The sequence below is a fragment of the Bacteroidota bacterium genome (assembly GCA_016711505.1).
Lineage (GTDB): Bacteria > Bacteroidota > Bacteroidia > AKYH767-A > 2013-40CM-41-45 > JADKIH01.
Window position 1 is genome coordinate 1 of record JADJSV010000007.1, and the last position, 24172, is coordinate 24172.

17 protein-coding genes and 1 pseudogene are annotated in these 24172 nt (G+C 38.4%); 11 read left to right on the forward strand and 7 right to left on the reverse strand.

All coding sequences use genetic code 11. The features are described 5' to 3' along the window. Window positions 1-341 (reverse strand): DUF502 domain-containing protein (locus IPL24_09425; GenBank protein MBK8363885.1); only part of this gene is annotated, 341 nt, incomplete at its 3' end. 336 nt (window positions 342-677) lie between these two features. Between IPL24_09425 and IPL24_09430 the strand changes: the two genes are divergently transcribed. The 3 genes from IPL24_09430 (at window position 678) to IPL24_09440 (ending at window position 3169) form a co-directional block, all read left to right on the forward strand. Continuing rightward, complete coding sequence (locus IPL24_09430; protein MBK8363886.1) at window positions 678-1046, forward strand: MmcQ/YjbR family DNA-binding protein; 369 nt, start codon at window positions 678-680, stop codon at window positions 1044-1046. A 145-nt stretch (window positions 1047-1191) separates the two neighbouring features. Next, window positions 1192-2052: an EamA family transporter gene (locus IPL24_09435; GenBank protein MBK8363887.1), complete on the forward strand. Its 861-nt coding sequence runs from the start codon at window positions 1192-1194 to the stop codon at window positions 2050-2052. A 67-nt stretch (window positions 2053-2119) separates the two neighbouring features. Then, the gene (locus IPL24_09440) at window positions 2120-3169 is read left to right on the forward strand and encodes a T9SS type A sorting domain-containing protein (protein MBK8363888.1); all 1050 of its coding nucleotides are present in this window, start codon (window positions 2120-2122) and stop codon (window positions 3167-3169) included. Window positions 3170-3255: 86 nt separating this feature from the next. Here the strand turns inward: IPL24_09440 and IPL24_09445 are convergent, their stop codons facing one another. Beyond that, entirely contained in the window at window positions 3256-3672 is a 417-nt protein-coding gene (locus tag IPL24_09445; GenBank protein MBK8363889.1) for an SPOR domain-containing protein, read from the reverse strand. A 129-nt stretch (window positions 3673-3801) separates the two neighbouring features. On the opposite strand from IPL24_09445, the gene IPL24_09450 reads away from it, so the two are divergent. The 3 genes from IPL24_09450 (at window position 3802) to IPL24_09460 (ending at window position 8524) form a co-directional block, all read left to right on the forward strand. Next, window positions 3802-6102, forward strand: a complete 2301-nt coding sequence (locus IPL24_09450; GenBank protein MBK8363890.1) for an OmpA family protein — start codon at window positions 3802-3804, stop codon at window positions 6100-6102. Window positions 6103-6266: 164 nt separating this feature from the next. Next, on the forward strand, window positions 6267-7985 hold the full coding sequence (locus tag IPL24_09455) for a T9SS type A sorting domain-containing protein (GenBank protein MBK8363891.1): 1719 nt from the start codon (window positions 6267-6269) through the stop codon (window positions 7983-7985). A 308-nt stretch (window positions 7986-8293) separates the two neighbouring features. Next, window positions 8294-8524: a hypothetical protein gene (locus tag IPL24_09460; GenBank protein ID MBK8363892.1), complete on the forward strand. Its 231-nt coding sequence runs from the start codon at window positions 8294-8296 to the stop codon at window positions 8522-8524. A gap of 674 nt (window positions 8525-9198) precedes the next feature. Here the strand turns inward: IPL24_09460 and infB are convergent. From infB to IPL24_09475, 3 genes and pseudogenes are all read right to left on the reverse strand, one after another. Beyond that, window positions 9199-12243 (reverse strand): translation initiation factor IF-2, encoded by a 3045-nt coding sequence (gene infB, locus IPL24_09465; protein MBK8363893.1) that lies wholly within the window; start codon window positions 12241-12243, stop codon window positions 9199-9201. A gap of 93 nt (window positions 12244-12336) precedes the next feature. Beyond that, window positions 12337-13594: pseudogene (gene nusA / locus IPL24_09470) on the reverse strand (transcription termination/antitermination protein NusA). A 5-nt stretch (window positions 13595-13599) separates the two neighbouring features. Beyond that, window positions 13600-14073 carry a ribosome assembly cofactor RimP gene (locus IPL24_09475; GenBank protein MBK8363894.1) on the reverse strand — a complete coding sequence of 158 codons (474 nt, stop codon included), beginning with the start codon at window positions 14071-14073 and terminating at the stop codon, window positions 13600-13602. A 239-nt stretch (window positions 14074-14312) separates the two neighbouring features. Between IPL24_09475 and IPL24_09480 the strand changes: the two genes are divergently transcribed. Beyond that, entirely contained in the window at window positions 14313-15584 is a 1272-nt protein-coding gene (locus IPL24_09480; protein MBK8363895.1) for an NAD(P)/FAD-dependent oxidoreductase, read from the forward strand. 100 nt (window positions 15585-15684) lie between these two features. Here the strand turns inward: IPL24_09480 and IPL24_09485 are convergent, their stop codons facing one another. After that, the gene (locus IPL24_09485) at window positions 15685-16560 is read right to left on the reverse strand and encodes an OmpA family protein (GenBank protein MBK8363896.1); all 876 of its coding nucleotides are present in this window, start codon (window positions 16558-16560) and stop codon (window positions 15685-15687) included. Between the two features lie 236 nt (window positions 16561-16796). Here IPL24_09485 and IPL24_09490 point away from each other — a divergent pair, with 236 nt between their 5' ends. Further along, the gene (locus tag IPL24_09490) at window positions 16797-17981 is read left to right on the forward strand and encodes a DUF2029 domain-containing protein (GenBank protein ID MBK8363897.1); all 1185 of its coding nucleotides are present in this window, start codon (window positions 16797-16799) and stop codon (window positions 17979-17981) included. A 459-nt stretch (window positions 17982-18440) separates the two neighbouring features. On the opposite strand, the gene metG is transcribed toward IPL24_09490, so the two are convergent. Beyond that, the gene (gene metG / locus IPL24_09495) at window positions 18441-20483 is read right to left on the reverse strand and encodes a methionine--tRNA ligase (GenBank protein MBK8363898.1); all 2043 of its coding nucleotides are present in this window, start codon (window positions 20481-20483) and stop codon (window positions 18441-18443) included. A 101-nt stretch (window positions 20484-20584) separates the two neighbouring features. Between metG and IPL24_09500 the strand changes: the two genes are divergently transcribed. From IPL24_09500 to IPL24_09510, 3 genes are all read left to right on the forward strand, one after another. Beyond that, window positions 20585-21502 (forward strand): LD-carboxypeptidase, encoded by a 918-nt coding sequence (locus tag IPL24_09500; GenBank protein ID MBK8363899.1) that lies wholly within the window; start codon window positions 20585-20587, stop codon window positions 21500-21502. Further along, window positions 21495-21857, forward strand: a complete 363-nt coding sequence (locus IPL24_09505; protein ID MBK8363900.1) for a YraN family protein — start codon at window positions 21495-21497, stop codon at window positions 21855-21857. The genes IPL24_09500 and IPL24_09505 overlap by 8 nt, the downstream gene beginning before the upstream one ends. Before the next feature lie 211 nt (window positions 21858-22068). Then, a complete protein-coding gene (locus IPL24_09510; GenBank protein ID MBK8363901.1) occupies window positions 22069-24153 on the forward strand; it encodes a pseudouridine synthase in 2085 nt (694 codons plus the stop codon). Window positions 24154-24172 lie beyond the last annotated feature (19 nt).

The window sequence follows — 24172 nt, forward strand, 5'->3', positions numbered from 1 at the left end:
AAATCTTTTTTCTCGCCAACGAATGCTTCCACAAGATCTTTTACCGATGAATAAATAAGCTTAACTAATGGTGCCCGGTTAGCTGCTTTTTCAGCATAGGAGAAAAAAGGATTTCGGATATAATGCGAACCGATATACCCGATTACAGCAACCCCAACAAAAATTGTCAGAAGTCCCAACCCCGGTATTTCTAATTGTTCAATGCCCGGAACCTTTATTGGTATTTGGAAAGGAAGCAAGCCATCGATCCAGAATATCGTTTTTAATAACACCCATAAGGTTACAACGATAGGCACGACAAACAGGCAGCCTTGTAAAAAGTAATTTAGAATCTTTTTCATTTTATTTGAATTGAATGGTAAATATCGCAAAAGTAATGTTCGTGATTAGGCTTGTCTGCAATAGAAACTAACTATCTGTATTGAATAAGTTTATTTTGGATGGGCTTTGGGCTAAAAAGAGGGTTTTAAAGATGGACCTTATAAGAAATTTTAAATAATTTCGGATTTCGGAATGCGGATTTCGGATTGATGCTTCGTAGGAGATGCAATGTAAATTTGCAATGGAAGTTCATAGTGGATGAAATAAGTTTAAAGTAAACAGACAAGCTATAATCAAAGCATCAATTCGAAATCCGCAATTAATTTTTACTAGTTTTATCTTTCCAAAGTACACTCATGAACATAGAACAATTACGTCAGTATTGTATGGGTAAAACCGATGTTGAGGAAGGATTTCCTTTTGGAGAAACGGTTTTAGTATTTAAAGTCAATGGAAAAATGTTTTTATTGCTTCCTTTAGATACAGAAGGATTACAATTCAATGTAAAGTGTGATCCGGAGAAAGCCATAGAGCTCCGTTCTGAATTTCCATGTGTAAAACCCGGTTTCCATATGAATAAAACTCACTGGAATACTGTTTATGTTGATGGAACGGTTTCGGATAAGTTGATCAAGGAATGGATTGATGATTCGTATGAATTAATAAATAAAGTCAAAATGCAATCCCGAAAGTTATCAGGATCAAAAGTCAAAAAAGCGAAGTGAATTTATTCAGAGAAAAAATTGAAATGACATAATTTTCCACGTTCTTTACAAATCGAATTCAATTGGAATAATTTTATATTACTTCGGTACTTCTCCACACTTTGAGAAGGAACTTAAATATGAACAGATCTGTCAATTTCAATGCATGGCTTGCTTATGCAGCAGTAGCAATTTTCTGGGGGACTACTTTTTTGCCATCCGCGTTGGAGTAGAAACTTTTCCGCCTTTTTTAATGGCAGGATTCAGACATAGTATTGGTGGTATTCTGATCTGTCTGTATTTTTATCTTAAAGGATATAAACTTCCACCGAAAAAAGATCTGAAGGTTTTTGCAATAAATGGTTTGCTTATGCTTGCCTTTGGAAATGGTCTTGTAACCTGGGCAGAGCAATATGTGAACAGCGGATTGGCCGCGCTTATTTGTTCTCTGACGCCAATCTGGATCATTGCAGTAAACAGTGTAAGCGGACAAAAGGAAAAATTAAATTATATAATTGGTCTTGGAATTTTATTGTGTCTGTTTGGTCAGTTCTTGTTGTTCAAGGATAACATCAAAGATTTTGCCGACCCCAATTATGCCATAGGTATTATATCAATTTTAATTGCAAACATTGCCTGGGCCGTAGGCACAGTATATTCGAAAAACCATCGGTCGGAAACTAGTCCATTATTCGGAGCCGGATTACAAATGGTATGTGGTGGAATTATTTTGGATCTGGTAGGGACGGCAAGAGGGGAGTGGTCGAATTTACATCCCTCTTCAGAAGCAGTATGGGCATTAGTTTATCTTATTTTATTCGGATCAATAATCGCTTATGGTGCTTATATGTATGTGCTCAAACTGCTGCCGGCCACAATCATCAGCACATATGCATACATCAATACAGTAGTCGCTGTATTCTTAGGATGGCTTTGGCTGGATGAACCACTTAATATGCTTGTGTGGACGGCAGTTGTGCTTACTATTGCAGGAGTTTATCTTGTAAACAAAAGTTATAGCAAGTAAAAAACATTAAGTGAATTTTATTTATTATTTCGTACCATTGTACTTCATAAAAAACATTAATCCAACAATGAAATTCACTTCAATTCTCGCCCTATTGTTTATTGCAATTTCTGCGAATGCTCAAACTTACAGTGGCCCCGAAAGTGTCGAATTCGATGTTGCAAATAACCGCTGGCTGATCTCAAATACAGTGAGCCACCGGATTCTTGCACGCGATAGTGCGGGAACTCTTTCTATATTTGTGCCCGGAACCAGTAACGGACCATACGGAATTGAAATTGTCGGTGATACTGTTTTCTGTTGTTCAGGTGGTAGCATAAAAGGTTATCTGCTTTCTACCAGTCAGCAAGTTTTTAATTTGAATCTTGGTGCTACATTTCTGAATGGCTTAACACATGATAATTCCGGAAATTTATATGCAACTGATTATTCAGCCAAGACCATTCATAAGGTTTCAATTTCAGCTATGACAGATTCGATTATTGCAAGTGGACTTGTAAAAACTCCAAATGGAATTATTTATGATGCCGCTAACAATCGTTGTGTTTACGTGACATGGGGAAGCAATGCACCAATAAATGCTATTGATCTTTCTACATATACTATTTCAACAATTATTTCAACGACACTGAGTAATTGCGATGGTATTGCGCGCGATGGACAAGGAAGATATTATGTTTCTAACTGGGGTAATCAAACTATAGTTCGTTACGACAGTGATTTCGTTGCACCACCAACTATTGTTGGAACTGGAATGAGTGGTCCAGCGGATATTTTTTACGATGTAACAAATGATGTATTGGCCGTTCCGAATTCAGGAAACAATACTGTCACATTTCTTGATTTTAATACTGTGTCTGTAAATGAAATTTCATCGGGTGTTTCAACTGCATTTCCTAATCCTGCAACAGATCGTGTTACCATAAATCTGATGGAGGGAAATGTTAAAGAAATCATGATCTTCAATTCAATGGGACAATTGATCCTGGAAAATTCACCTGCTGAAAAGAGTAAAAATTTTACTGTTGATGTTTCTAAAATGAAATCGGGGAAATATTTTTATAATGTGAAAAGTGAAAGCGGATTGAAAAGTACCGGGAGTTTTATTGTGGATTAATATAGTGACCGGGATAAAATGGATTACTGGATTACCGGGATAAGTGACCGGGATTAAAAGGATTACTGGATTACCTGGAAGAATGATTAATGGATTGGGGGCAACTTCACATCTTCAGGTACAATGAATCCTGAAGGGAACATTCCGTCGATTTCTTTTAAAAATTTCTGAGCTTCAAAACGACTTCTGTAATCACCAACCCGTACTTTAAAATTCGGTTGCTGGTAAGTGAGATATGCAGGTACTCCCGGATATTTGGAATTGAAATCTAATTTAACTTCTGAAGCCTTCTGGCGAACCCCACCAAAATAGATCTGGATCCTGTAACCCGGCATTGTTTGTGTCATCAGGTTCTGACGCTTTTGTTTCGCAACCAGTTGATCATAACGCGGATCTTTTGTAATCATTAATGTACTGTCATCGTTGTATGTTGTAACAGTTTTTTGTGCAAATGACAAATTAGTGCTCAATAAAATAGACAGCAGAAAGATCAATCGTTTCATGTCCGAAAAATAAGGATTTTGTTTGAATTACGAACTAAACGATGATTCTTGTCATTAATTTGATTTTTTATTCTTTTAATCTGTTAATTGGCACATGAATTACACTACAGATGAAAAACCATATTATAAATGAAAAAACTATTACTTATAAGTCTTCTCTTATTCACCGGATTTTATCGTTCATCAGCTCAGTTGAACTTTGGAGTTGCGCACAGCAATTTCTCCGGAACTCAAGGAATGTACCTGAATCCTGCTGCAATTGCAGACTCAAGACATCGACTGGCCTTTGAATTGTATTCAGTAAGTTTCCTGGCAAATAACAATCAGGCTAAATTTGATTTTAACAGATTGTTCAAAGATGCCAGAAGCAGCGATTCATTAAAGTTAGGTAATTATCTCAGATCATTAAGTGGGACTAATCTCAATATGATACTCCCTTATGCTGAAGTTCGTGGCCCTTCTTTGTTTTATTCTATCGATCGCAGAAATACAATAGGTCTTAATACCCGGGTGCGATTGCTCAACCAGTTTGAAGACTTTAACGGTGATGTATTTAATGCCGTTCTTCACGGACTTACTAATTCAGGGAACAGCTTTAGTGTGAATAATAGTACCCCTTATTACTGGACCTCGCATCTGGTAACAGATCTCGGACTTTCTTATGGAGTCGTTTTGATGGACAAAGGAAAAGATTTTGTTAAAGCGGGTATCACTGCGAAGTTTTACAGAGGAAATGCTTTTCTGAATATGTCGGGAACATCGCTTGATGGAACTTATTATTCTGATGGAGATTCTTTGGTAGTCAACGATGCTGATTTTACTATGTCGAGCAATCTGACCGATGAAAAAGCAAATCAATTGCGGAATTTCGGTACAGTCTCAAATTTCTTCGATCAATTCTTTGGTAAATCAGCCGGAACAGGCTTTGGTGGAGATGTCGGAGTTATCTATGAATATCGCCCTGATCACGAATCTTATTATTATGATATGGATAATGAAACTCATATCTATGACCGCGAAGTCAATAAATATAAATTCAAAGCGTCTCTCTCTGTTCTTGATATCGGAAAAGTGAGATACAAAGATGTTCAGTCAATTCATGTAACAGGAAGCGGTACTATTACCAACGTTAATGAAGTGCATTTTAATAATTATTCTGAACTGAATGACAATTTTACTTCTTTTGGTTTGACTGTAGATAGTGTTACAGGACAAACTGTCGATGTGAAATTACCTACTACACTTGTTGCAGGTATTGATTATAAATTTATAAATCACGTGTATGGTAATTTGACTTACATGCAAGGTGTAGTTACTGACATGAAGGTTCCTGGAAATTATTATTACAACCAGGTTACATTAACTCCTCGGTACGAATCTAAACGATATGATATCGGAGTTCCTGTTTCATATAATATGATGAGTGAAGATGTGAAAGTCGGATTCGGAGCACGTGTGGCTTTCTTTACAATTGGTAGTGATGACCTTCTTGGATATTTCGGTTCTAACTCTAAAGGGTTTAATGTTTACTTCGGAATAAGAGCAAATATTAATTTCAAAAAACCAAAAGACAGCGACGGCGATAAAGTCTCTGACAAACTGGATTCATGTATTTTCGAAAAAGGTGTGTGGGCTTATAAAGGTTGTCCGATTCCTGATAAAGACGGAGATGGAATTTTAGATCCTGATGATCTTTGTCCTGATCTTGCCGGATTAAAATCCGCAAGAGGTTGTCCTGATCGTGATCTTGATAGCATCGCTGATGCATCAGATAATTGTCCGGATGTATATGGTATGTTGAAATTCAATGGTTGTCCTGATACCGATGGAGATGATGTTCCTGATATGAATGATTCATGTCCTAACATCAAAGGTGAGCCGCGTTACAATGGTTGTCCTGATACAGATGGCGATGGACTTTCAGATAACTTAGACAAGTGTCCGGATAAAGCAGGTCCTGTTGCAAACGAAGGTTGTCCTGATACAGATAATGATGGCATAGCAGATAACCTGGATCGTTGTCCTGAAAAAGCAGGTCCTAGATCAAATAATGGTTGTCCTGAAATTTCTGTTGAAGTTAAAAAACGACTGGCATTTGCTGCAACTGCAATTCAATTTGATTTTGCAAAAGCTACGATCAAGAAAGGTTCTTTCAAATTACTTGATGAGATTGTTGCTATCCTGAATGAATACAGCGATTACAACATGACAATCTTCGGACATACAGATAATATCGGAACGGATAGTACGAATATGAAACTTTCAAGAGACCGTGCAAATTCGGTTCGTGAATATTTCATAAGCAAAGGCATTACAACAGATCGCCTGACGTCTGATGGTTTCGGAGAATCACAACCGGTTGCAACGAATAAAACATCTGCCGGTCGTGCGAAGAACAGAAGAGTAGATATGGATCTTAAATTGAAATAATATATTAACGATTCTTATAATTAAATTGAAGGAGCTGTCTGAAAAGACGGCTCCTTTTTTTTGTTAAATGATCCTTAAATTTAAAATTTGATAGGAGAATTTGATTTTTGTCTCTACTTTTATAGTGATTGAAAAATTAACAAAAACTTTAAACTCCAACATCCATGAAGAAATACAGATACAAGAATATTTTTACGCTCGCTATTTTTTTACTGATAGCAGCAACATCAACTTTTGCTCAACCCATGGTTGGCAACTACACAATCAACTCCAATCAAGCGACTGGCGGAACAAATTTCCAGACCTTCTTTGAATTTTCTACTGCACTTTCTACAAATGGAATTTCAGGGAATGTAGTCGCTGATGTTGTGATGGGATCAGGGCCGTATGATGAACAAGTTGTTTTTAATACTGTGCCCGGAGCGGCTGATACTGCTTCTGTAACAATTAATGGAAATGGTGAAACAATAACTGCCTTTACAACAACTACGGACAGATATGTTATCCGCCTTACCGATGTACAATATTTCGGCATCACTAATTTGCGAGTCGTAAGAGATACTACATCTTCAGGTGGTTTTTATGGAATTCATATTTTTAATACCGGAAGGAATATTTCAATCACAAATTGTCATGTGGATATGTCCGGGACAACAAGTACTTTGTATGGTGCTTACGTAGCTTCCGGTTCTGAGACAAGTATTCTTACCACTGGTGATTTTCATGACCTCACTTTTTTCAATGATACTGCAACAGGTGGTGGATATGGTGTTTCTGTATTTGGATTGGTTAGTGATCTTGCTTCCAATATTGTAATCTCTAACAATACTTTTTATGATTTTCATTCTAATGGCGTTTATCTTCGTGAAACTGATGGCGCAATTATCAATGATAATTATTTTGACAAACGTACTTCAAATATTACATCAGTCAATGCCATCCAGATCGCGCAAGCAGCTAATATCAATTCATTGATCTTCGGAAATTTTATTAAAGTATCTCAAGTCGATAATGGTTCTATGCCTTTCAGAGGAATATATTTATTTAACGGCACCGGACATAGAGTATTCAATAATGTGATCCATGATGTTAATCTGACCAGTGGGAATTTCACTGCAATTGAAGTTCGCACAGCAGGTACAGCACCGGAAATTTATTTCAACACCATCTCACTTGACAATCCGAATACTTCATCAGGGGAACTTGTTGGAATTGCTGAGGAATTGTCAAATACGAATTCTATAATCAGGAATAATATTATCAGTATTTCGCAACCCACAATAGCTGTGAAGGCGGGTCTTGTATTAGGAGGTAGTTCAACTCCGACAACTGCTTTGAATAGTGATTACAATGACATTTGGGTTCCCGGTGGAAATGTTGCAATGAAAGCAACTATTGCTACTATACCTTATCCTACTTTAACTGACTGGCAAACTGCGAGTGGTCAGGATATGAATAGCCAGAATGTTGATCCGGGATTTGTTTCTCAGTTTATTATGATTCCTACAAATAGTTTGCTCGATAATACCGGTGTTGTAATACCAACGGTCTTGACTGATATCACTGGAGCACTGAGAAACTCACCGCCTGACATGGGTGCATTTGAATTTCTTGGAACGGGAGTATCCCAGTTGTCAAAGAACAACCAACTTATGGTTTATCCTTCGCCGGTGAATTCAAAACTGAATGTAAAATTAAATTCCGGCGGACAGGCTTCTGTAGTATCTGTTTATTCGATGAAAGGTGAACTCGTTCTTAATCGATCAGTTTCCGGAATTGTTAATGAAGTATCATTCGATGTTTCTGATCTTGCAAATGGTGTTTATACTATCAAAACATTTCAGTCTGATAGAATAGCAACTGGTAGGTTTATTAAAAACTAAGTTATTCTTTATTTCAAATGTATAGGAGTTCCTCTTGTGAGGGACTCTTTTTTTTGTGTATAAATTAGGGCAACATTAATAATATTGGTAAATTGAAAATGTAAGATAATCGTGAGAAATTACCAATTACAGAACTCATTTCCGCTTTGTTTTGCTTTTCTTGATGTTCCTGTAAACTTTATAAGGGCACAAAATATGTAATAGCATTTGCGAATTTATATATACAAATTACTATTGATTCGTATAATGATGAATAAAAATCATATTCCGATTCCTTTCACACAAAGTAATCAGATTCATTCCACATTATGAAAATCAGATTAGAACAAAGACAACGGATCTTCCGGACTTTTAGATTCAGGGTAATCGCATACTCGCTTACGATTGCAGTACTTTCTTTTGTGATCACGATAATCACTACTACAGAACAAAGTGCAACTGCTAATACTTTTGATAGTACCGGGACTCTGGAGAATTCTACTTTTGCGAATCATGATTCAACATCGCAGTTGTTGATGATTGAGAAGAGAGCTAAATAATTATTTAGATTGCAAAATCTGAGTCGACCCTTTTTATGTTTGAATGCCAATAGAGAAATATTTAATTACATTTCGACTTTTACCCGCTTATAGGAATATTCCGCTAAATTTTAGACCCAAATAAAATTTGCCAGCCATGAAATTCAATAATTAAAATTATTAAATAGTACAATGATAGGCGGAATGTTGAGCGGAAATTAGCGACACACTTCCATATTTGTAACCGCTCAAGCGACATTCCTGCCGGGGAATAAGGAAGACACTTTAGTAAAGAGTAAATCAAATTATAGTTGAACATTTTATGAGTTTCGATTAAATTTTAAGTAAGCTGAAGCAGTTCAAATTAAATTGAGCGATAATTTGTTTTAAATAAGCAGTAATATTTATACTTCCAACAAAGAATGTACCTCATACCCGGCAGGAATGTCGCTCGAGCGGTTACTAGCCTGAAAATGTATCGTTAATTTCCGCTCAACATTCCGCCTATCGTCGTGCAGTTTACTAACTTCAGTAGTTGAATTTTACTGGGAGAAATTCAAATTCGCGTTGGATTAATTGCTGAACATTTCGCTAATTAGGAATGAAAATTTTTTTTTTAATAAATTATTAAGTACAAAAAAAGGGCTTCCATTCCGGAAGCCCTTTTATATTTTCTAAGTATGAGTTACGAAAGATTAAGCCAGCGTCCGCTTAACAGCTACCTGCTCATATCCTTCAATAATATCATTGATCTGAATATCATTGAAATTATGGATACTTAATCCGCATTCGTAGCCTGCAGAAACTTCTTTCACATCATCTTTGAAACGTTTCAACGATGCAAGTTCACCTGAGTAAACAACGATACCGTCACGAACAACTCTGATCTTCGTATTTCTGCTGATCTTTCCATCGAGTACCATACAACCTGCAATCGTTCCGATCTTCGGAATTTTGAAAGTCTCACGGATCTCAATGTTACCAACGATCTTCTCCTGGAATTCCGGAGCTAACATACCTTCCATGGCAAGTTTAATTTCGTTGATCGCAGTGTAGATGATTGAATATAATCTGATCTCGATCTCTTCTGATTCAGCAAGCTTACGTGCATTCACCGACGGACGAACCTGGAAGCCGATGATGATGGCATTCGATGCTGATGCAAGCAATACATCTGATTCAGTAATGGCACCGACAGATTTATGAATAATGTTAATTTGAATTTCCGGATTGGAAAGTTTCAATAATGAATCTGCAAGAGCTTCAATTGAACCATCCACGTCACCTTTCACAATTACATTCAACTCCTTGAAGTTTCCAATCGCCAAACGACGACCGATCTCATCAAGTGTGATGTGTTTGTGTGTACGGATTCCCTGCTCACGTTGTAACTGCAAACGTTTGTTTGCAATGTCACGTGCTTCGCGTTCGTCTTCCATTACGTTGAAAAGATCACCGGCTTGTGGAGCGCCTGTCATACCAAGCACCTGTGCAGGAGCTGATGGACCGGCTTCCTTGATACGGAATCCTCTTTCATTGTAAAGTGCTTTCACACGACCACTGTAACATCCTGCTAAAAGAATGTCGCCAACTTTCAGTGTTCCGCCTTGTACCAAAACTGTCATTACATAACCACGGCCTTTGTCAAGCATTGATTCGATCACAGTTCCATTTGCACGGCGATTAGCATTTGCCTTCAGATCCAGCATCTCTGCTTCAAGCAATACTTTTTCAAGTAACGCTTCAATGTTCTGACCTTTTTTCGCACTGATCTCCTGACACTGATATTTTCCACCCCAGTCTTCGACAAGGATATTCATTTTCGATAATTGTTCGCGGATACGCTCCGGGTTTGAATCGGGCTTATCAACTTTGTTGATTGCAAATACCATTGGTACACCTGCAGCCTGTGCGTGATTGATCGCTTCAATAGTTTGAGGCATCACACTGTCGTCTGCTGCTATCACAATAATTGCAACATCGGTAACTTTCGCACCACGTGCACGCATGGCAGTGAAGGCTTCGTGACCGGGAGTATCAAGGAAAGTAATTTTCTTTCCGTTTTCAAGTTGTACTTCGTATGCACCAATGTGCTGAGTGATACCACCGGCTTCACCTGCAATTACATTTGCTTTACGGATATAATCCAGCAATGAAGTTTTTCCATGATCAACGTGTCCCATTACTGTAACGATCGGTGAACGTGGTTTAATATCTTCAGGCTTGTCTTCTTCTACACCAATTGTTTCCTGCACATCTGCTGAAACGAATTCAACAGTGTAACCGAATTCTTCAGCTACGACAGTTAATGTTTCTGCATCCAGACGCTGGTTGATCGAAACGAACATACCCAGAGACATACAAGCAGAGATAATTTCAGTAACTGATTTATCCATCAAGCGTGCAAGATCATTTGCAGTTACGAATTCAGTTACCTGAATCACTCTGTTTTCTGCTGCATCTTGTGCTTGTGCTTCTTTCTCTGTATTTCTTTCGTCACGACGTGCTTTACGCATTTTCGAAGATCTCGATTTACCACCACCACTCAAACGAGCAAGCGTTGCTTTGATCTGATCCTGAATTTGCTTTTCAGTCAATTCAGTTTTATTCTCTCCAGGTGTTCCCGGTGGACGATTATTCGGATTGTTTCCTTTGTAATTTGGATTTCTTCCACCCGGTTTGAACGGAGGACGTGAACCCGGAGCTTGTGAGCCCGGTGCGCCCGGAGGACGAGTACTTTTGTCCTGAGGAACAGGAGTTCCTTTTCGGTCAGTACGTTTTCTTTTTTTCTTGTCCTTGTCACCAACTGAACCTGTCGACGAAGCAACCGGTTTACGTTTTGGAGGATCAACAGGTAATTCAATTTTACCCATGATCGTTGGACCGGAAAGTTTTGTTCTTTTGATCCTGTGAATATCATCACCTGCAACCTGATCGGAAGCAGGAGGCTCATCCGTTTTTGCCGGAGCCGGAGCTTCGGGAGTTTTTTCTGCAACTACTTCTTTCACCTCTGGCGCCGGTGGCGTTACAACAGGTTCCGGAGCTTTCTCCATGACAGGAGCAGGGGGCTGCTCTTCAGTTTTTGGAGTTACTGCTTTAACTTCTTTCGTTGCTTTCTTAGCTTTTTCTACTGCGGCAGTTTCTGCATCAGCAACAACTTTCGCTGCAGCATCGTCATCATCTTTCTTTTTCTTCGCTGCAGTTTTCTTCGCTTTTTCTTCCTTAGTATCTTCAGCAGGAACTTCGTCTTTAACGGTTTTCTTTTTCTTAGAATCACCATCAATGTCGATCATTCCAACAACCTTCGGTCCTTCAACCTTGTCGGCTTTTGCTTTGATAACTGAAGCGGGAACTTCTTCTTTCTTCGCTTTAGGAGCCTCTTCCTTCTTTGCCTTTGGAGCTTCCTCTTTTTGGGCATTTGCTGCCCCAACATTCTTGATGAGGATCTCAGAAGAGTCATCATCTTTCTTCGAAGCTGCTTTAGGTTTTTCCTGAGCGTCAAGAATCACAGTTTCTTTTCTCATTTTATTCTGAGCAAGTTGTTGTGCTTCTTCTTTCGCAGACTTATCGCCTTGAAATTCCTTTAACAAAAGGGCATAGGCATCCCCGGGCAACTTGGTATTTGGGTTGCTTTCTACCTTAAAACCTTTCTTAGTCAGAAAATCCACAATGTGGTCCAAGCTAAGATTGAATTCTTTGATAGCCTTACTTAATCTAAACGTCTTTTCTACTTCTGCCATATTTTGTTTTTGCCCTGCAAAGCCCCATTTCTATGGGACTTGTGCAAGGTAATAATTTATTGTACTTGGTAAACCGAAGTTTACACCGGATTTTTATTCAAATTCTGAACGTAGAATCCTGACAACCTCACGAATCGTCTCTTCTTCAAGATCGGTACGTTTTACAAGGTCTTCAACCGGCAGATCAAGAACACTTTTCGCTGTATCACAGCCAATGTTCTTCAATTCGTCGATGATCCATGGTTCAATTTCATCTGCAAATTCTTCCAGATCCACATCTTCCTGATCATCGTCATTGTCACGATAAACATCGATTTCGTATCCTGATAGTTTTCCAGCCAATTTTATATTATTTCCACCTTTTCCAATTGCTAAAGACACCTGGTCTGGTTTTAAGAAGACCGAAGCCCGCTTTTTCTCATCATCCAATTTAATCGATGTGATCTTCGCAGGCGCTAAAGCCCGGGAAATGAAGAGAGGAATATTATTTGTGAAATTAATTACATCAATATTTTCATTACGTAATTCACGAACGATACCGTGAATACGTGAACCTTTCATTCCAACACAAGCGCCAACCGGATCAATTCTGTCGTCATAAGATTCAACTGCAACTTTTGCACGCTCACCCGGTTCACGAACGATCTTTTTGATCGTGATCAAACCGTCAAATACTTCCGGAACTTCCAGTTCAAATAATTTTTCAAGGAAGAGTGGAGATGTACGTGACAAAATAATTTTCGGAGTAGCATTCGTCATTTCAACACGTAAAACTACTGCACGAACTGCATCACCTTTCTTAAAGAAATCAGAAGGGATCTGTTCAACTTTTTGGTAAGATCAATTCATTGCCGTCATCATCCATAATAAGAGTTTCTTTCTTCCATGTCTGATATACTTCGCCGGTGATGATCTCGCCAACACGATCTTTATACTTACGAAAAATTCCTTCTTTCTCAAGTTCCTGAACACGCGCCATCAGATTCTGACGGGCAGCAAGTACAGCACGACGTCCGAAATCCATAAACTTTACATTTTCGGAAACTTCTTCACCTACTTCAAAATCCGGTTCGATCTTCACAGCTTCAGAATATTCCACCTGTGTGTTTGGATCTTCAACTTGTCCGTCTTCCACGATCAATCGATTGCGGAAAGCTTCAAGGTCACCTTTTTCAGTATTGATGACGATGTCGAAATTGTCAGCAGTGCCGTATTTTTTACGAAGCATGTTTTTAAATACATCTTCCAAAATACTCATCATGCTAGCACGATCGATGTTTTTTAGTTCCTTAAATTCCGAGAATGCGTCAACCAGTTCAGCGTGCTCGTTCTTAGTTTCTACCTTTGCCATTTGTTTCAAATGATTTTGTCGAATGAGAATATAACTCTCGTTTCTTTAATGTTGTTGAAAGGAATATTATTTAATTGTTTTTGTTTTTCTTTTTTATTGCCGGTCTTGATCACGATGTCTTCGTTCAACGACAATTCATTTTCGTCTGCTGACATCAAAGTTCCGGTATGTTTCACTCCGTCGAACGTAAGAACGCTTACTTCGCGTCCTATTCGTTTGTGAAATTGTTTAAGAACAAGAAGAGGTTCTTCCATTCCAGGCGATCCGACCTCCAGTTCGCGATGTTCAAAGACCGGTGTATTTTCAAAGTGAGCTTGTAAGTGACGGTTCACTTTTACACATTCTTCAATCATTATTCCCTGCGGATGATCAAGTGTTACCAGTACTTTCCCCGGTGTCACTTTTACTTCAACCAGAAAATTATCGCTTCCTGCGATTTTTTCCTCAACTAATTTCGTTATTTCTTCTTTTATATCCATTTAATAACCAATAAAAAAGGGGACTGTGGTCCCCTTCTTCTTTTCCTTAAATCTGTTGCAAATATAGAAAAAATCTTGCTTTCCACCTCATAAACGAGAGAATAATTTAGTACAGCTCACATGATGGGTCCGATTTTGCTTTTATATCATAAAACGTGAATCCTGTATTGTAAAAAGACAGACCTTTGCGGAGGAATTTCTCAAGTTGAGGAGTCAAAATTCATTTAAAAGTCGATTTTATGGACATTTTTGCATTATCCGGGGATAAAAAACGGGTATTAATTTTAGGTGGCGGTTTTGGTGGAATAGAGATCGCACGTAGACTGGATACCAGGAAATATGAAGTATTACTCATCGACAAGCACAATTATTTCACATTTCAGCCATTGTTGTACCAGGTTGCTACGGGAGGATTGGAGCCGGATTCGGTAGCTTATCCTTTGAGAAAGATCCTTAGTAAAAACAATAAAGTTCTTTTCCGGCTGGCTGAAGTTCAGAAAATTGAAGCAGCAAATTCTAAGGTTATTACTACAATTGGAGAATTGCCATACGATAAACTGGTGCTTGCAACGGGCGCAACAACCAATTTTTTCAATATGACTGAAACAGAAAAAAATGCATTGTCACTAAAAAGTGTTACTGATGCTTTGAACATCCGTTCATTTGTTTTACAAAAATTCGAAGCTGCTTTATTGGTGAATTCAATAGAAGAGCAAAAGCGGATGATGAATTTTGTGATTGTTGGTGGCGGACCAACCGGTGTGGAGATCAGCGGAGCTTTGGCAGAATTAAAAAGACATGTTTTGCCATGCGATTATCCTGAGTTGGATATTAAGATGATGAACATTTCAATATTGGAATCAGGAGAAAATGTTCTTGATGCTATGTCTGATTATGCTAAAAGAAAAGCAAAAAAACAACTTGAAGAAATGGGAGTGAATCTTTTGATGAAAAAACAATTGAAATCCTTTAACGGACATGAAGCAGTTCTAGCAGATGGAACAGTAATTGAAACCAGTTCACTCATCTGGACAGCAGGCGTGAAAGGAAATTTTCCGGAAGGTTTTGATGCAACTGTTGTAGCTAGAGGTAACAGACTGATCGTTGATGATACGAATCATTTAGTTTCAAACGAAAATATTTTTGCCATTGGTGATGTAGCTTCAATGCAAAGCGGAGCTCATCCAATGGTTGCACCTGTTGCAATTCAGCAGGCGAAAAATCTTGCGAAAAATTTGAATTCGCAAAAACCAAAAGGAGAGTGGGAGAAATTTGTTTATGTAGATAAAGGTTCAATGGCAACAATCGGACGAAGCAGAGCTGTTGCAGATATAAAATTCATTCACATGAAAGGATTTTTTGCATGGCTTGCATGGCTGTTCATTCATCTGATGTTACTGGTAGGTTTCAGAAACCGGGTCATTGTATTATTTAACTGGATCTGGAATTACTTTTCGTATGATAGGGCGATTCGCTTGATCATCCGACCGTATGAAAAAAGTGAAAAGTGAAAAGTGAAAAGTGAAAATGGACAGAGTGGTTTTTATTTCAAATGACTATTGATAGTATAGTTTGAACACTTGATCACTTTTCACCTTTCACCTTTCACCTTCACTTTTCATTTATCGATGTGATTTCAATTTCCACCCGCCGGTCATAATAGTCGCCCAGTCCGGTAGGAAGGTCACCTTTCATTCCTTTGGACTGTAATCTCTTTTCGTCGATTCCGTTTTTTACGAGGTAATTATAAATTGTTTGTGCTCTGACAACAGATAGATTTCTAATACCGGTATCGTTATCGACTCCGTCCTGTCCGGGATTGGCGCAACAAACATGTCCCAGGATCATAATGTGATATTGAGTTTTACTTTTCAAAGTTGATACAAGCTGGTCAAGTGCTTTGTATGAAACCGGTAATAATTTTCGTTTCCCGCCTTCGAAAAGAATATTTTCTAAAACTATTTTATCGCCAACACTTATACTATCTGTTAGCAGATTTTTTTGTTTTGGGTACTCTAGATTTTCCTGTGGCTCAGATGTAGTTGCAGATTTCGATTTGCCCTTTGCCAAGGAGGTAACTGAAATTTCTAAATCCGCTCTTCTGTTATTTCTTCTTTGTTTGGCAAGGTCAAGTGAATTAAAGTCAAGTGGGATCTCTCCCATACCAATCGAACTTTTAATTAAAGCTGAGTCGATTGATGTTGCTAATAAATAATTTTTAACAGCTGCTGCGCGATCATTTGAAAGAATTTCGTTGTAAGTTGATGAACCTCTGTCATCACAAAATGATTTTATATTAATTGAAACGATTGATAGGCTATCGAGCGATTTATAGAAACTTTTAAATCTTGACTGCTCTTTTAGTTCAGGATTGCTTTGGGCTGTCTCAAAATAAAAGGTAAATTTTAAAGTTGACTGTCCTTGAGAATTGATTGAAAGGAATATTACCGCAATTAAAGTAAGGAGATAAAACTTGGAGCTTTTCATTATTGTGGTAGTTTAATTGGTTAACGATATTTGCATTACAATATTTACTTTACAATATTATTAATTTATAATTGAGAATACTACCACTCAAATTATGGATTATTATACTACAAGGTAGCACGAAAATACATAGTTGCCAGCTGGAAAGTACTTTGTTCATTGCCATTATTCGCTATTCGTTATTCACTATTCGTTATTTGTAGGATATCGCTAAAAGTTTTCCTTTCTTCGCTTTAATGATTATCGCCGGAGCAAATTCTGAAAAATACGATTATGTTAAACTTCTGAAGTATCTGTTGTGGTTATTTGTATTAGTAACTATTGCCGATAGTGTTCAAAAGCTCTCTCTGGGAGAGAAGGTTTTCTGGGGACATAAGCAGACGTTCTATAACAATTATGTGATCTTTAAAACTTCGTTTAAACACCTCGTAGATGGAGTAAATTTATATGGCCAGTATAATGATGAATATGGAGATTACTATAAATATAGTCCGACTTTCGCAGCTTTAATGATGCCGTTTTATTATCTACCTGATTGGATAGGGCTTGTTGTCTGGGATCTGTTAAACTGTATTCTATTATATTATGGGATATTACATTTACCAAGATTAACTGCGAAAAGTAAATTCTTCATTTTATCATTTTCATTTATAGAACTTTTAACCTCACTGCAGAATTCACAAAGCAATGCAATGATTGCCGGATTGCTACTCTTGGCATTCGTGTGCATGGAGAAAGAGAAATTCCCATTGGCAACTCTCCTTATCATGATCTGTTTTTACATTAAATTAACGGGAATACTGGCGTGCGTTTTGTTTTTATTCTATGATAAAAAATTGAAATTCATTTTGTGGTCGGCCTTTTGGTTTGTGGTACTTGGCGCAATACCATTGGTCTTTACCGATCTGCAAACATTAATAAACCAATATAAAAATTGGGGAATATTACTGGCTGACGACCACTCACAGTCGCATGGAATTTCTGTTCTTGGCATCATCAGTTCCTGGTTTTCTGTCGAACCTTCGAAAACGATTGTATTGGTAAGCGGAATATTTCTCTTCCTCCTTCCTCTCATAAAAATTCAACGATTTAAAGATTTTGATTACAGATTGCTTTATCTGTGTTCTCTGTTGATATGGATCGTAATTTTCAATCACAAAGCAGAGTCACCATCCTATATTGTTGCGATAGTTCCTTGCGCGATCTGGTATATTTCAGGCGTCAAAAATATATGGAATCTTGGTTTGATAATACTGGCATTTATATTAACATCACTATCGCCAACAGACTTGTTTCCAAAACCGATCAGATTGAATTATGTAATTCCGTATTCATTGAAAGCATTGCCTGCAGTTTTGATCTGGATAATGATTGGCTATGAACTTATGATGGGAAGAAAGATAAAGGATGAATTAAACTGATAAAAAATAATTGTTCGTTTTATCTTGGCATTTTCAATTGCCTTCACGAGATCTGCGCCTTATCTGCGGGCTTATTTTAGACCTTATTTGCTGGATCTGTGAGAAATAAATAATGCTGAAAATCTCCCGCAGATTACCGCAGATAAATTCGCAGATAAATCCGCAGATCGGGGCTACCCATTTTGAGACTTCATGAAATCTGTTTATAGTATAAATTGTTAAGTTGAAATCAGATTTCGTAATGCATTAAGCTGATGCAAAATAATTGTTCATTTTATCTTGGAATCTCGAATAGCCTTCGCAAGATCTGCGCCTTATCTGGCTTATAGGCCTTACTGGTTTCGGCTACTATGCGGAATCAATGCGGGAAATAAATAATGCTTGAAAATCTCCGTAGATTTTCGCAGATAAATTCGCAGAGATAAGAATAGAAATTAAAGGAATTTTCTAGTTCTTTTTTTACTTAACTCCGGATCCATTTTCCATACCTTTTACGGGAGCAACAAAAGCCAATTCTCCATTAGCATTTTCTGCCATAAGAATCATTCCCTGTGATTCAATGCCTTTTATTTTTCTCGGTTCAAGATTAACAAGAATACTTACTTGCTGTCCAATGATATCTTCCGGCTTGTAATATGCGGCAATACCACTTACAACAGTTCGCTGATCAATGCCGGTATCGATCGTAAGCTTTAGTAATTTGTCGGTCTTTGGTACTCGTTCAGCAGTGAGAATAGTTCCGATGCGAATATCCATTTTCGAAAAATCGTCGAAAGAGGTGGAAGCCTTTGCAGGTATCGCAGCAGGTGCAACCTGATTTGCAACTTTGCTTGCCTGAAGTTTGTTGATCTGAAATTCAATCGCTTCGTCTTCAATTTTCTCAAACAACAATGAAGCTTCACCTAATTGATGTCCTGCTTTAAATAGCATCTTCCCATGAAAATCATCCCATTTCATTTTTTCAAGATTCAACATTCTGAAAAGTTTCTCCGAAGAAAATGGAATGAATGGCTGCATACAATTTGCAAGTGCACCTGCAATTTCCAGTGAAACAGCTAATACTGTTTCTACACGTTTCGGATCTGTAGCCTGAATTTTCCAAGGTTCATTGTCTGCCAGATATTTATTTCCTGTACGTGCCAGATTCATCAATTCAAACAATGCATCGCGGAAACGATATTCTAAAATGTTCTCTTTTATTTTCGCAGGAATAGCTTTAATTGCTTCAATACAAAGTTTGTCTTCTGCATTCAATTCATTCATTGCAGGAACTTTTCCTTCATAATATTTCTGAGTTAATACAAGAGTTCGATTGATAAAATTTCCAAGTATGGCTACCAGTTCATTATTATTTCTCGCCTGAAAATCTTTCCATGTAAAGTCGTTGTCTTTGTTTTCTGGAGCAGTTGCACACAAAACATACCTCAATACATCTTGTTTGTTTGGAAATTCTTCAAGGTATTCATGAAGCCAAACTGCCCAGTTTCTTGAGGTAGAAATTTTATCTCCTTCGAGATTCAGAAATTCATTCGATGGAACATTTTCGGGCAAAATAAAATCACCATGAGCCTTCAGCATTGCAGGAAAAATGATACAATGGAAAACGATATTGTCTTTACCAATGAAATGCAGCAAGCGAGATTTATCACTTTGCCAGTATTTCTTCCATCCATCCGGATCTTTTCTTTCTGCAAAAAGTGCTTTCGTTGCAGAGATGTATCCAATAGGAGCGTCAAACCAAACGTAAAGTACTTTTCCTTTTGCTTCAGGGAGCGGAACCGGAACACCCCAATCTAGATCACGTGTTACTGCTCGCGGCTGTAATCCCTGGTCTAACCATGATTTACATTGTCCAAAGACATTGTTCTTCCAATCACCTTCATGCGAACGGATCCATTTGTCGAGCCATTCTTCCTGGATCTTATCTAGCGGTAAATACCAGTGCTTCGTTTTTCTTTTTATCGGTGGCTTACCACTTAGCTGCGAATGCGGATTGATCAGATCTTCCGGCGTTAAACTCTTGCCGCATTTTTCACACTGATCTCCATAGGCATTTGTATTGCCACAATTCGGGCAAGTTCCTGTAATGTATCTGTCAGCAAGAAATGTCTGCGCTTCTTCATCGTAATACTGCTCACTTTCTGCTTCAGTAAAAATTCCTTTATCGTAAATTACTTTGAAGAAGTCTGAAGCTGTATCGTAATGGATCTTTTCTGATGTACGGTGATAGATATCGAACGAGATGCCGATGTCTGCAAAGCTTTTTTTAATTATAGAATGATATTTATCTACCACCTGCTGCGGAGTTATGCCTTCTTTCCTTGCACGTAAAGTGATTGGAACTCCATGTTCATCGGAGCCACAGATGTAAACAACATCTTCATTCATCATTCTTAAAAAGCGGACGTATATATCTGATGGTAAATAAGCTCCGGCTAAATGTCCGATGTGGACAGGACCATTGGCATAAGGTAATGCTGCAGTGACGATCGTTGGTTTCATAAATTGTATTTGGGATTGTTCAAAACCGATGTTGAATATTCAGCATAGATTAAACGTGAATCCCCGAACTTTAAAGTAATTTCGCAGGCAAAGATAGAAATATGATCCGACCTCCATACCTGAAAGAAGGAGATACTGTTGCAATTGTTTCAACCGCCCGAAAAGTATCAAAATTCGAAATTAAACCTGCAATCGACCTGCTTAAAAGCTGGGGACTTGAGGTTCAGACAGGAAAGAATTTATATAAGGAAGAAAACCAGTTTGCAGGCAATGATGAAGACAGAACCGGAGATCTGCAACGAGCTTTGAATAATAAAAATGTTCAGGCTGTGCTGTTTGCGCGAGGTGGTTACGGGACAGTCAGAGTGATTGATCAGATCGACTGGAAGAAATTTACAAAGCAACCGAAATGGCTGATTGGATATAGCGACATCACTGTCGTCCATTCACATGTTCATAAAACATGCCTGGTTCAGACGATGCATGCTCCCATGTCTTTGAATCTTCCAAAACTAAACGCTCCATGTTTGCAGGTTTTCAAAGAAACATTGTTCGGAAAACCTTTGCGCTACTCTTCTTCAAAGCAATTGCCTCAACTCGAAAAACTGAATCGAAAAGGAAAAGCAAAAGGCAGATTGATCGGTGGAAATTTATCCATCCTTTATAGCTTGTCAGCAACACCTTCGGATATTGATACAACAGGAAAAATTCTATTCCTCGAAGATCTGGATGAATATTTATATCACATCGACAGAATGATGATGAATCTGAAAAGAAGCGGAAAGTTGAAAGACCTTGCAGGTTTAATTGTTGGAGGAATGTCAGAAATGAAAGACAATCCAATACCATTCGGAAAAACTGCTGAAGAAATTATTCATGATGCAGTGAAAGAATATAATTTTCCGGTAGTCTATGGTTTTCCTGCCGGACATATTCCGAATAATTATCCGCTTATCATGGGTAGTGAAGTAACTTTGAATGTAACTGATAAAATGGAGTTGAGTTTTCATAATGGTTGATGCAAAAGAATTAGGAAAACGGGGGGAGAAAATTGCAGAAGACGAACTTGTGAAAAAAGGATACAAGATCTTGTCTAAGAATTTTATTTTTGATCATAAAGAAGTAGATATCGTTTGTGAGTTTAACGGACAAATTGTTTTTGTCGAAGTAAAAACACGAACGAGTCCGTATCTCAGTGATCCTTCGTTACTGATCCCGATCAAAAAACAAAGGCAGATCATCAAAGTCGCCGATCATTATATGAAAGAATTTTACCCCGACAAAGAAGCAATATTTGACGTCATGATCGTCATCACAAATTCTGAGTATACGCGGCATGAACATATAGTGGAGGCGTTTTATCCGATGTGTTAATGGTGAGTAGTGAGTGGTAAGTAGTAAGTAGCACTGCATTCTTGATTGGCTATTGATCGACTTTTATTAAGTAGAAAGTGGTGAGTAGTGAGTGGCACCCTTTTCTTCATTGGTAACTTCTTGCAATTTAGTAACTGGTGCTATTCACCACTTACTACTTACCACTCACCATTTCAACCAACTACTCACCAAAAAAGAGTATCTTCGCCCCATGAAAAAATCAGGCAGGTCCTCAGCAGGCAGGACAGGTTCTTCTTCGAAATCAGGCAGAAAAGGCTCTTTTTCTAAAGATAGTGGAGGAAAAAGTGGCGGTAAGCGAGCATATGGTGCCTCGTCAGGTAGTGAAAAACCAAGATATAGCAGAAGTGCAGATGGTCCGAGTGACCGTGGCGGCTCAAGAAGTGATGCACGAGGTAGCGACAGACCGAAAAGAACATCTTTCGGTGATGATGCTCCAAAAAGACCATATAACAGAGGCGAAGGTAGTACCGGTCGCCCGAAAACATCGAGATCATTCGATGAAAAACCAAAACGAACTTATACACCGCGTGATGAAAACCGGTCAGCTTCTGAAGATGGACCGAAACGTCCATACAACAGAGGTGAAGGTAGTAGTGAACGTCCAAGATCATCCGGTTATGGTGACGGACCAAAACGTCCTTCACGAGTAGGGAGTACAGAGCGTTCACGTTCAAGTGAAGATTCACAGAAAAGACCATATAACAGAGGCGGGGGAACAGGATTTCGTGGGAAGTCATCACGTTCATTTGATGACAGACCGAAACGTGAAATCGATCCGAGTGAAGACAGAAGAATTTTAGGTGATGATGCACCAAAGCGGACTTATAATAAACGCATAATTGATGGTGATCGTCCTAAGACATCTCGTTCATTCGATGAAAAACCTAGACGTGTAGTTGATCGGAGTGAAGACAGAAGAAGTTCAGAAGATGATGCACCGAAACGTCCATACACAAGGCGGGAAGATGGTGATCGTCCGAAAACATCAAGATCATTTGACGAAAAACCAAAACGTTCGTATTCAGATCGTGGTGATTCATCATCAAGAGAAGATAAACGTTCTTCATCGAGTGATGAGCGGCCGAAACGTGCATACGACAAAGGAGAATACAAACCATTTTCAAGAGATGAAAAACGTCCTCGCAGATCATCTGATGAAACAGGACCGAAAAGAAATTTTAACAGAGGTGCGGGAAGCGATGATCGCAGACCTTCTTTTGGAAGAGATATAACTCCGGATGCAGAACGTCCCGCGCGTAAAGTATTTAACGACGATGCACCGAAGAGTGAATTCGATCGCAGTAAGAGAAGATCTTCATCAACCGGTTCACGTGATGCCGGTGGCAGAGGTGGAGCAAGAGGTGAGCGCCCAGCTGGAAGAAGTTCAGCTGGAGCACGCGGAGGTTCATTCGACAAGAAGCCTTCATTCAGAGGTAAGAAAGATGAAGGAGAATTTGGAACGACAAAATGGAATCGTAAAGAGTCGACCGGATTTTATGGCGAGAAGAAAAAAGCATCACCTGCACGACCAAAAGCAGATGAAGATGGTTCAACACGTTTGAATAAATTCATTGCCAATGCAGGAATTTGTTCACGTCGCGAAGCTGATGAAATGATCGAAGCCGGCGTGATCTCCATAAATGGAAAAGTGATCACTGAAATGGGATACAAAGTTATGCCCGGTGATGAAGTAAAATACAATGGTGAAACGTTGCGTGGTGAAAGTATGGTTTACATTCTTTTGAATAAGCCAAAAGATTTTATCACAACAACAGAAGATCCTGATGACCGTAAAACGGTAATGGGACTTATCTCTAAAGCATGTAAAGAAAGAGTTTATCCGGTAGGAAGACTCGACAGAAATACAACAGGAGTTTTACTTTTCACAAACGATGGTGATCTTGCAAGGAAGTTGACACATCCGTCTTTTCAGATGGAAAAAGTTTATCAGGTTGAATTAGATAAAAATCTGAAAACAGTCGACATGGAACAGATCACTGCCGGACTTAAACTCGAAGACGGACCGATCAAGGTTGATAATATTCTTTATGCAGGAAACGGTGAAGAACGTAACGTAGTAGGAGTAGAGTTACACTCAGGAAAGAACCGTATCGTTCGCAGAATTTTCGAACACCTCGGCTACGAAGTAAAAAAACTTGACCGTGTAATTTTCGCAGGACTTACAAAGAAAGATCTTCCACGAGGAAGATGGAGATTCTTAACTGATATGGAAGTTGCTTCATTGAAAATGATGACGAGTAAAGTGAAAAAATAATTTTCGATTACAATTGATA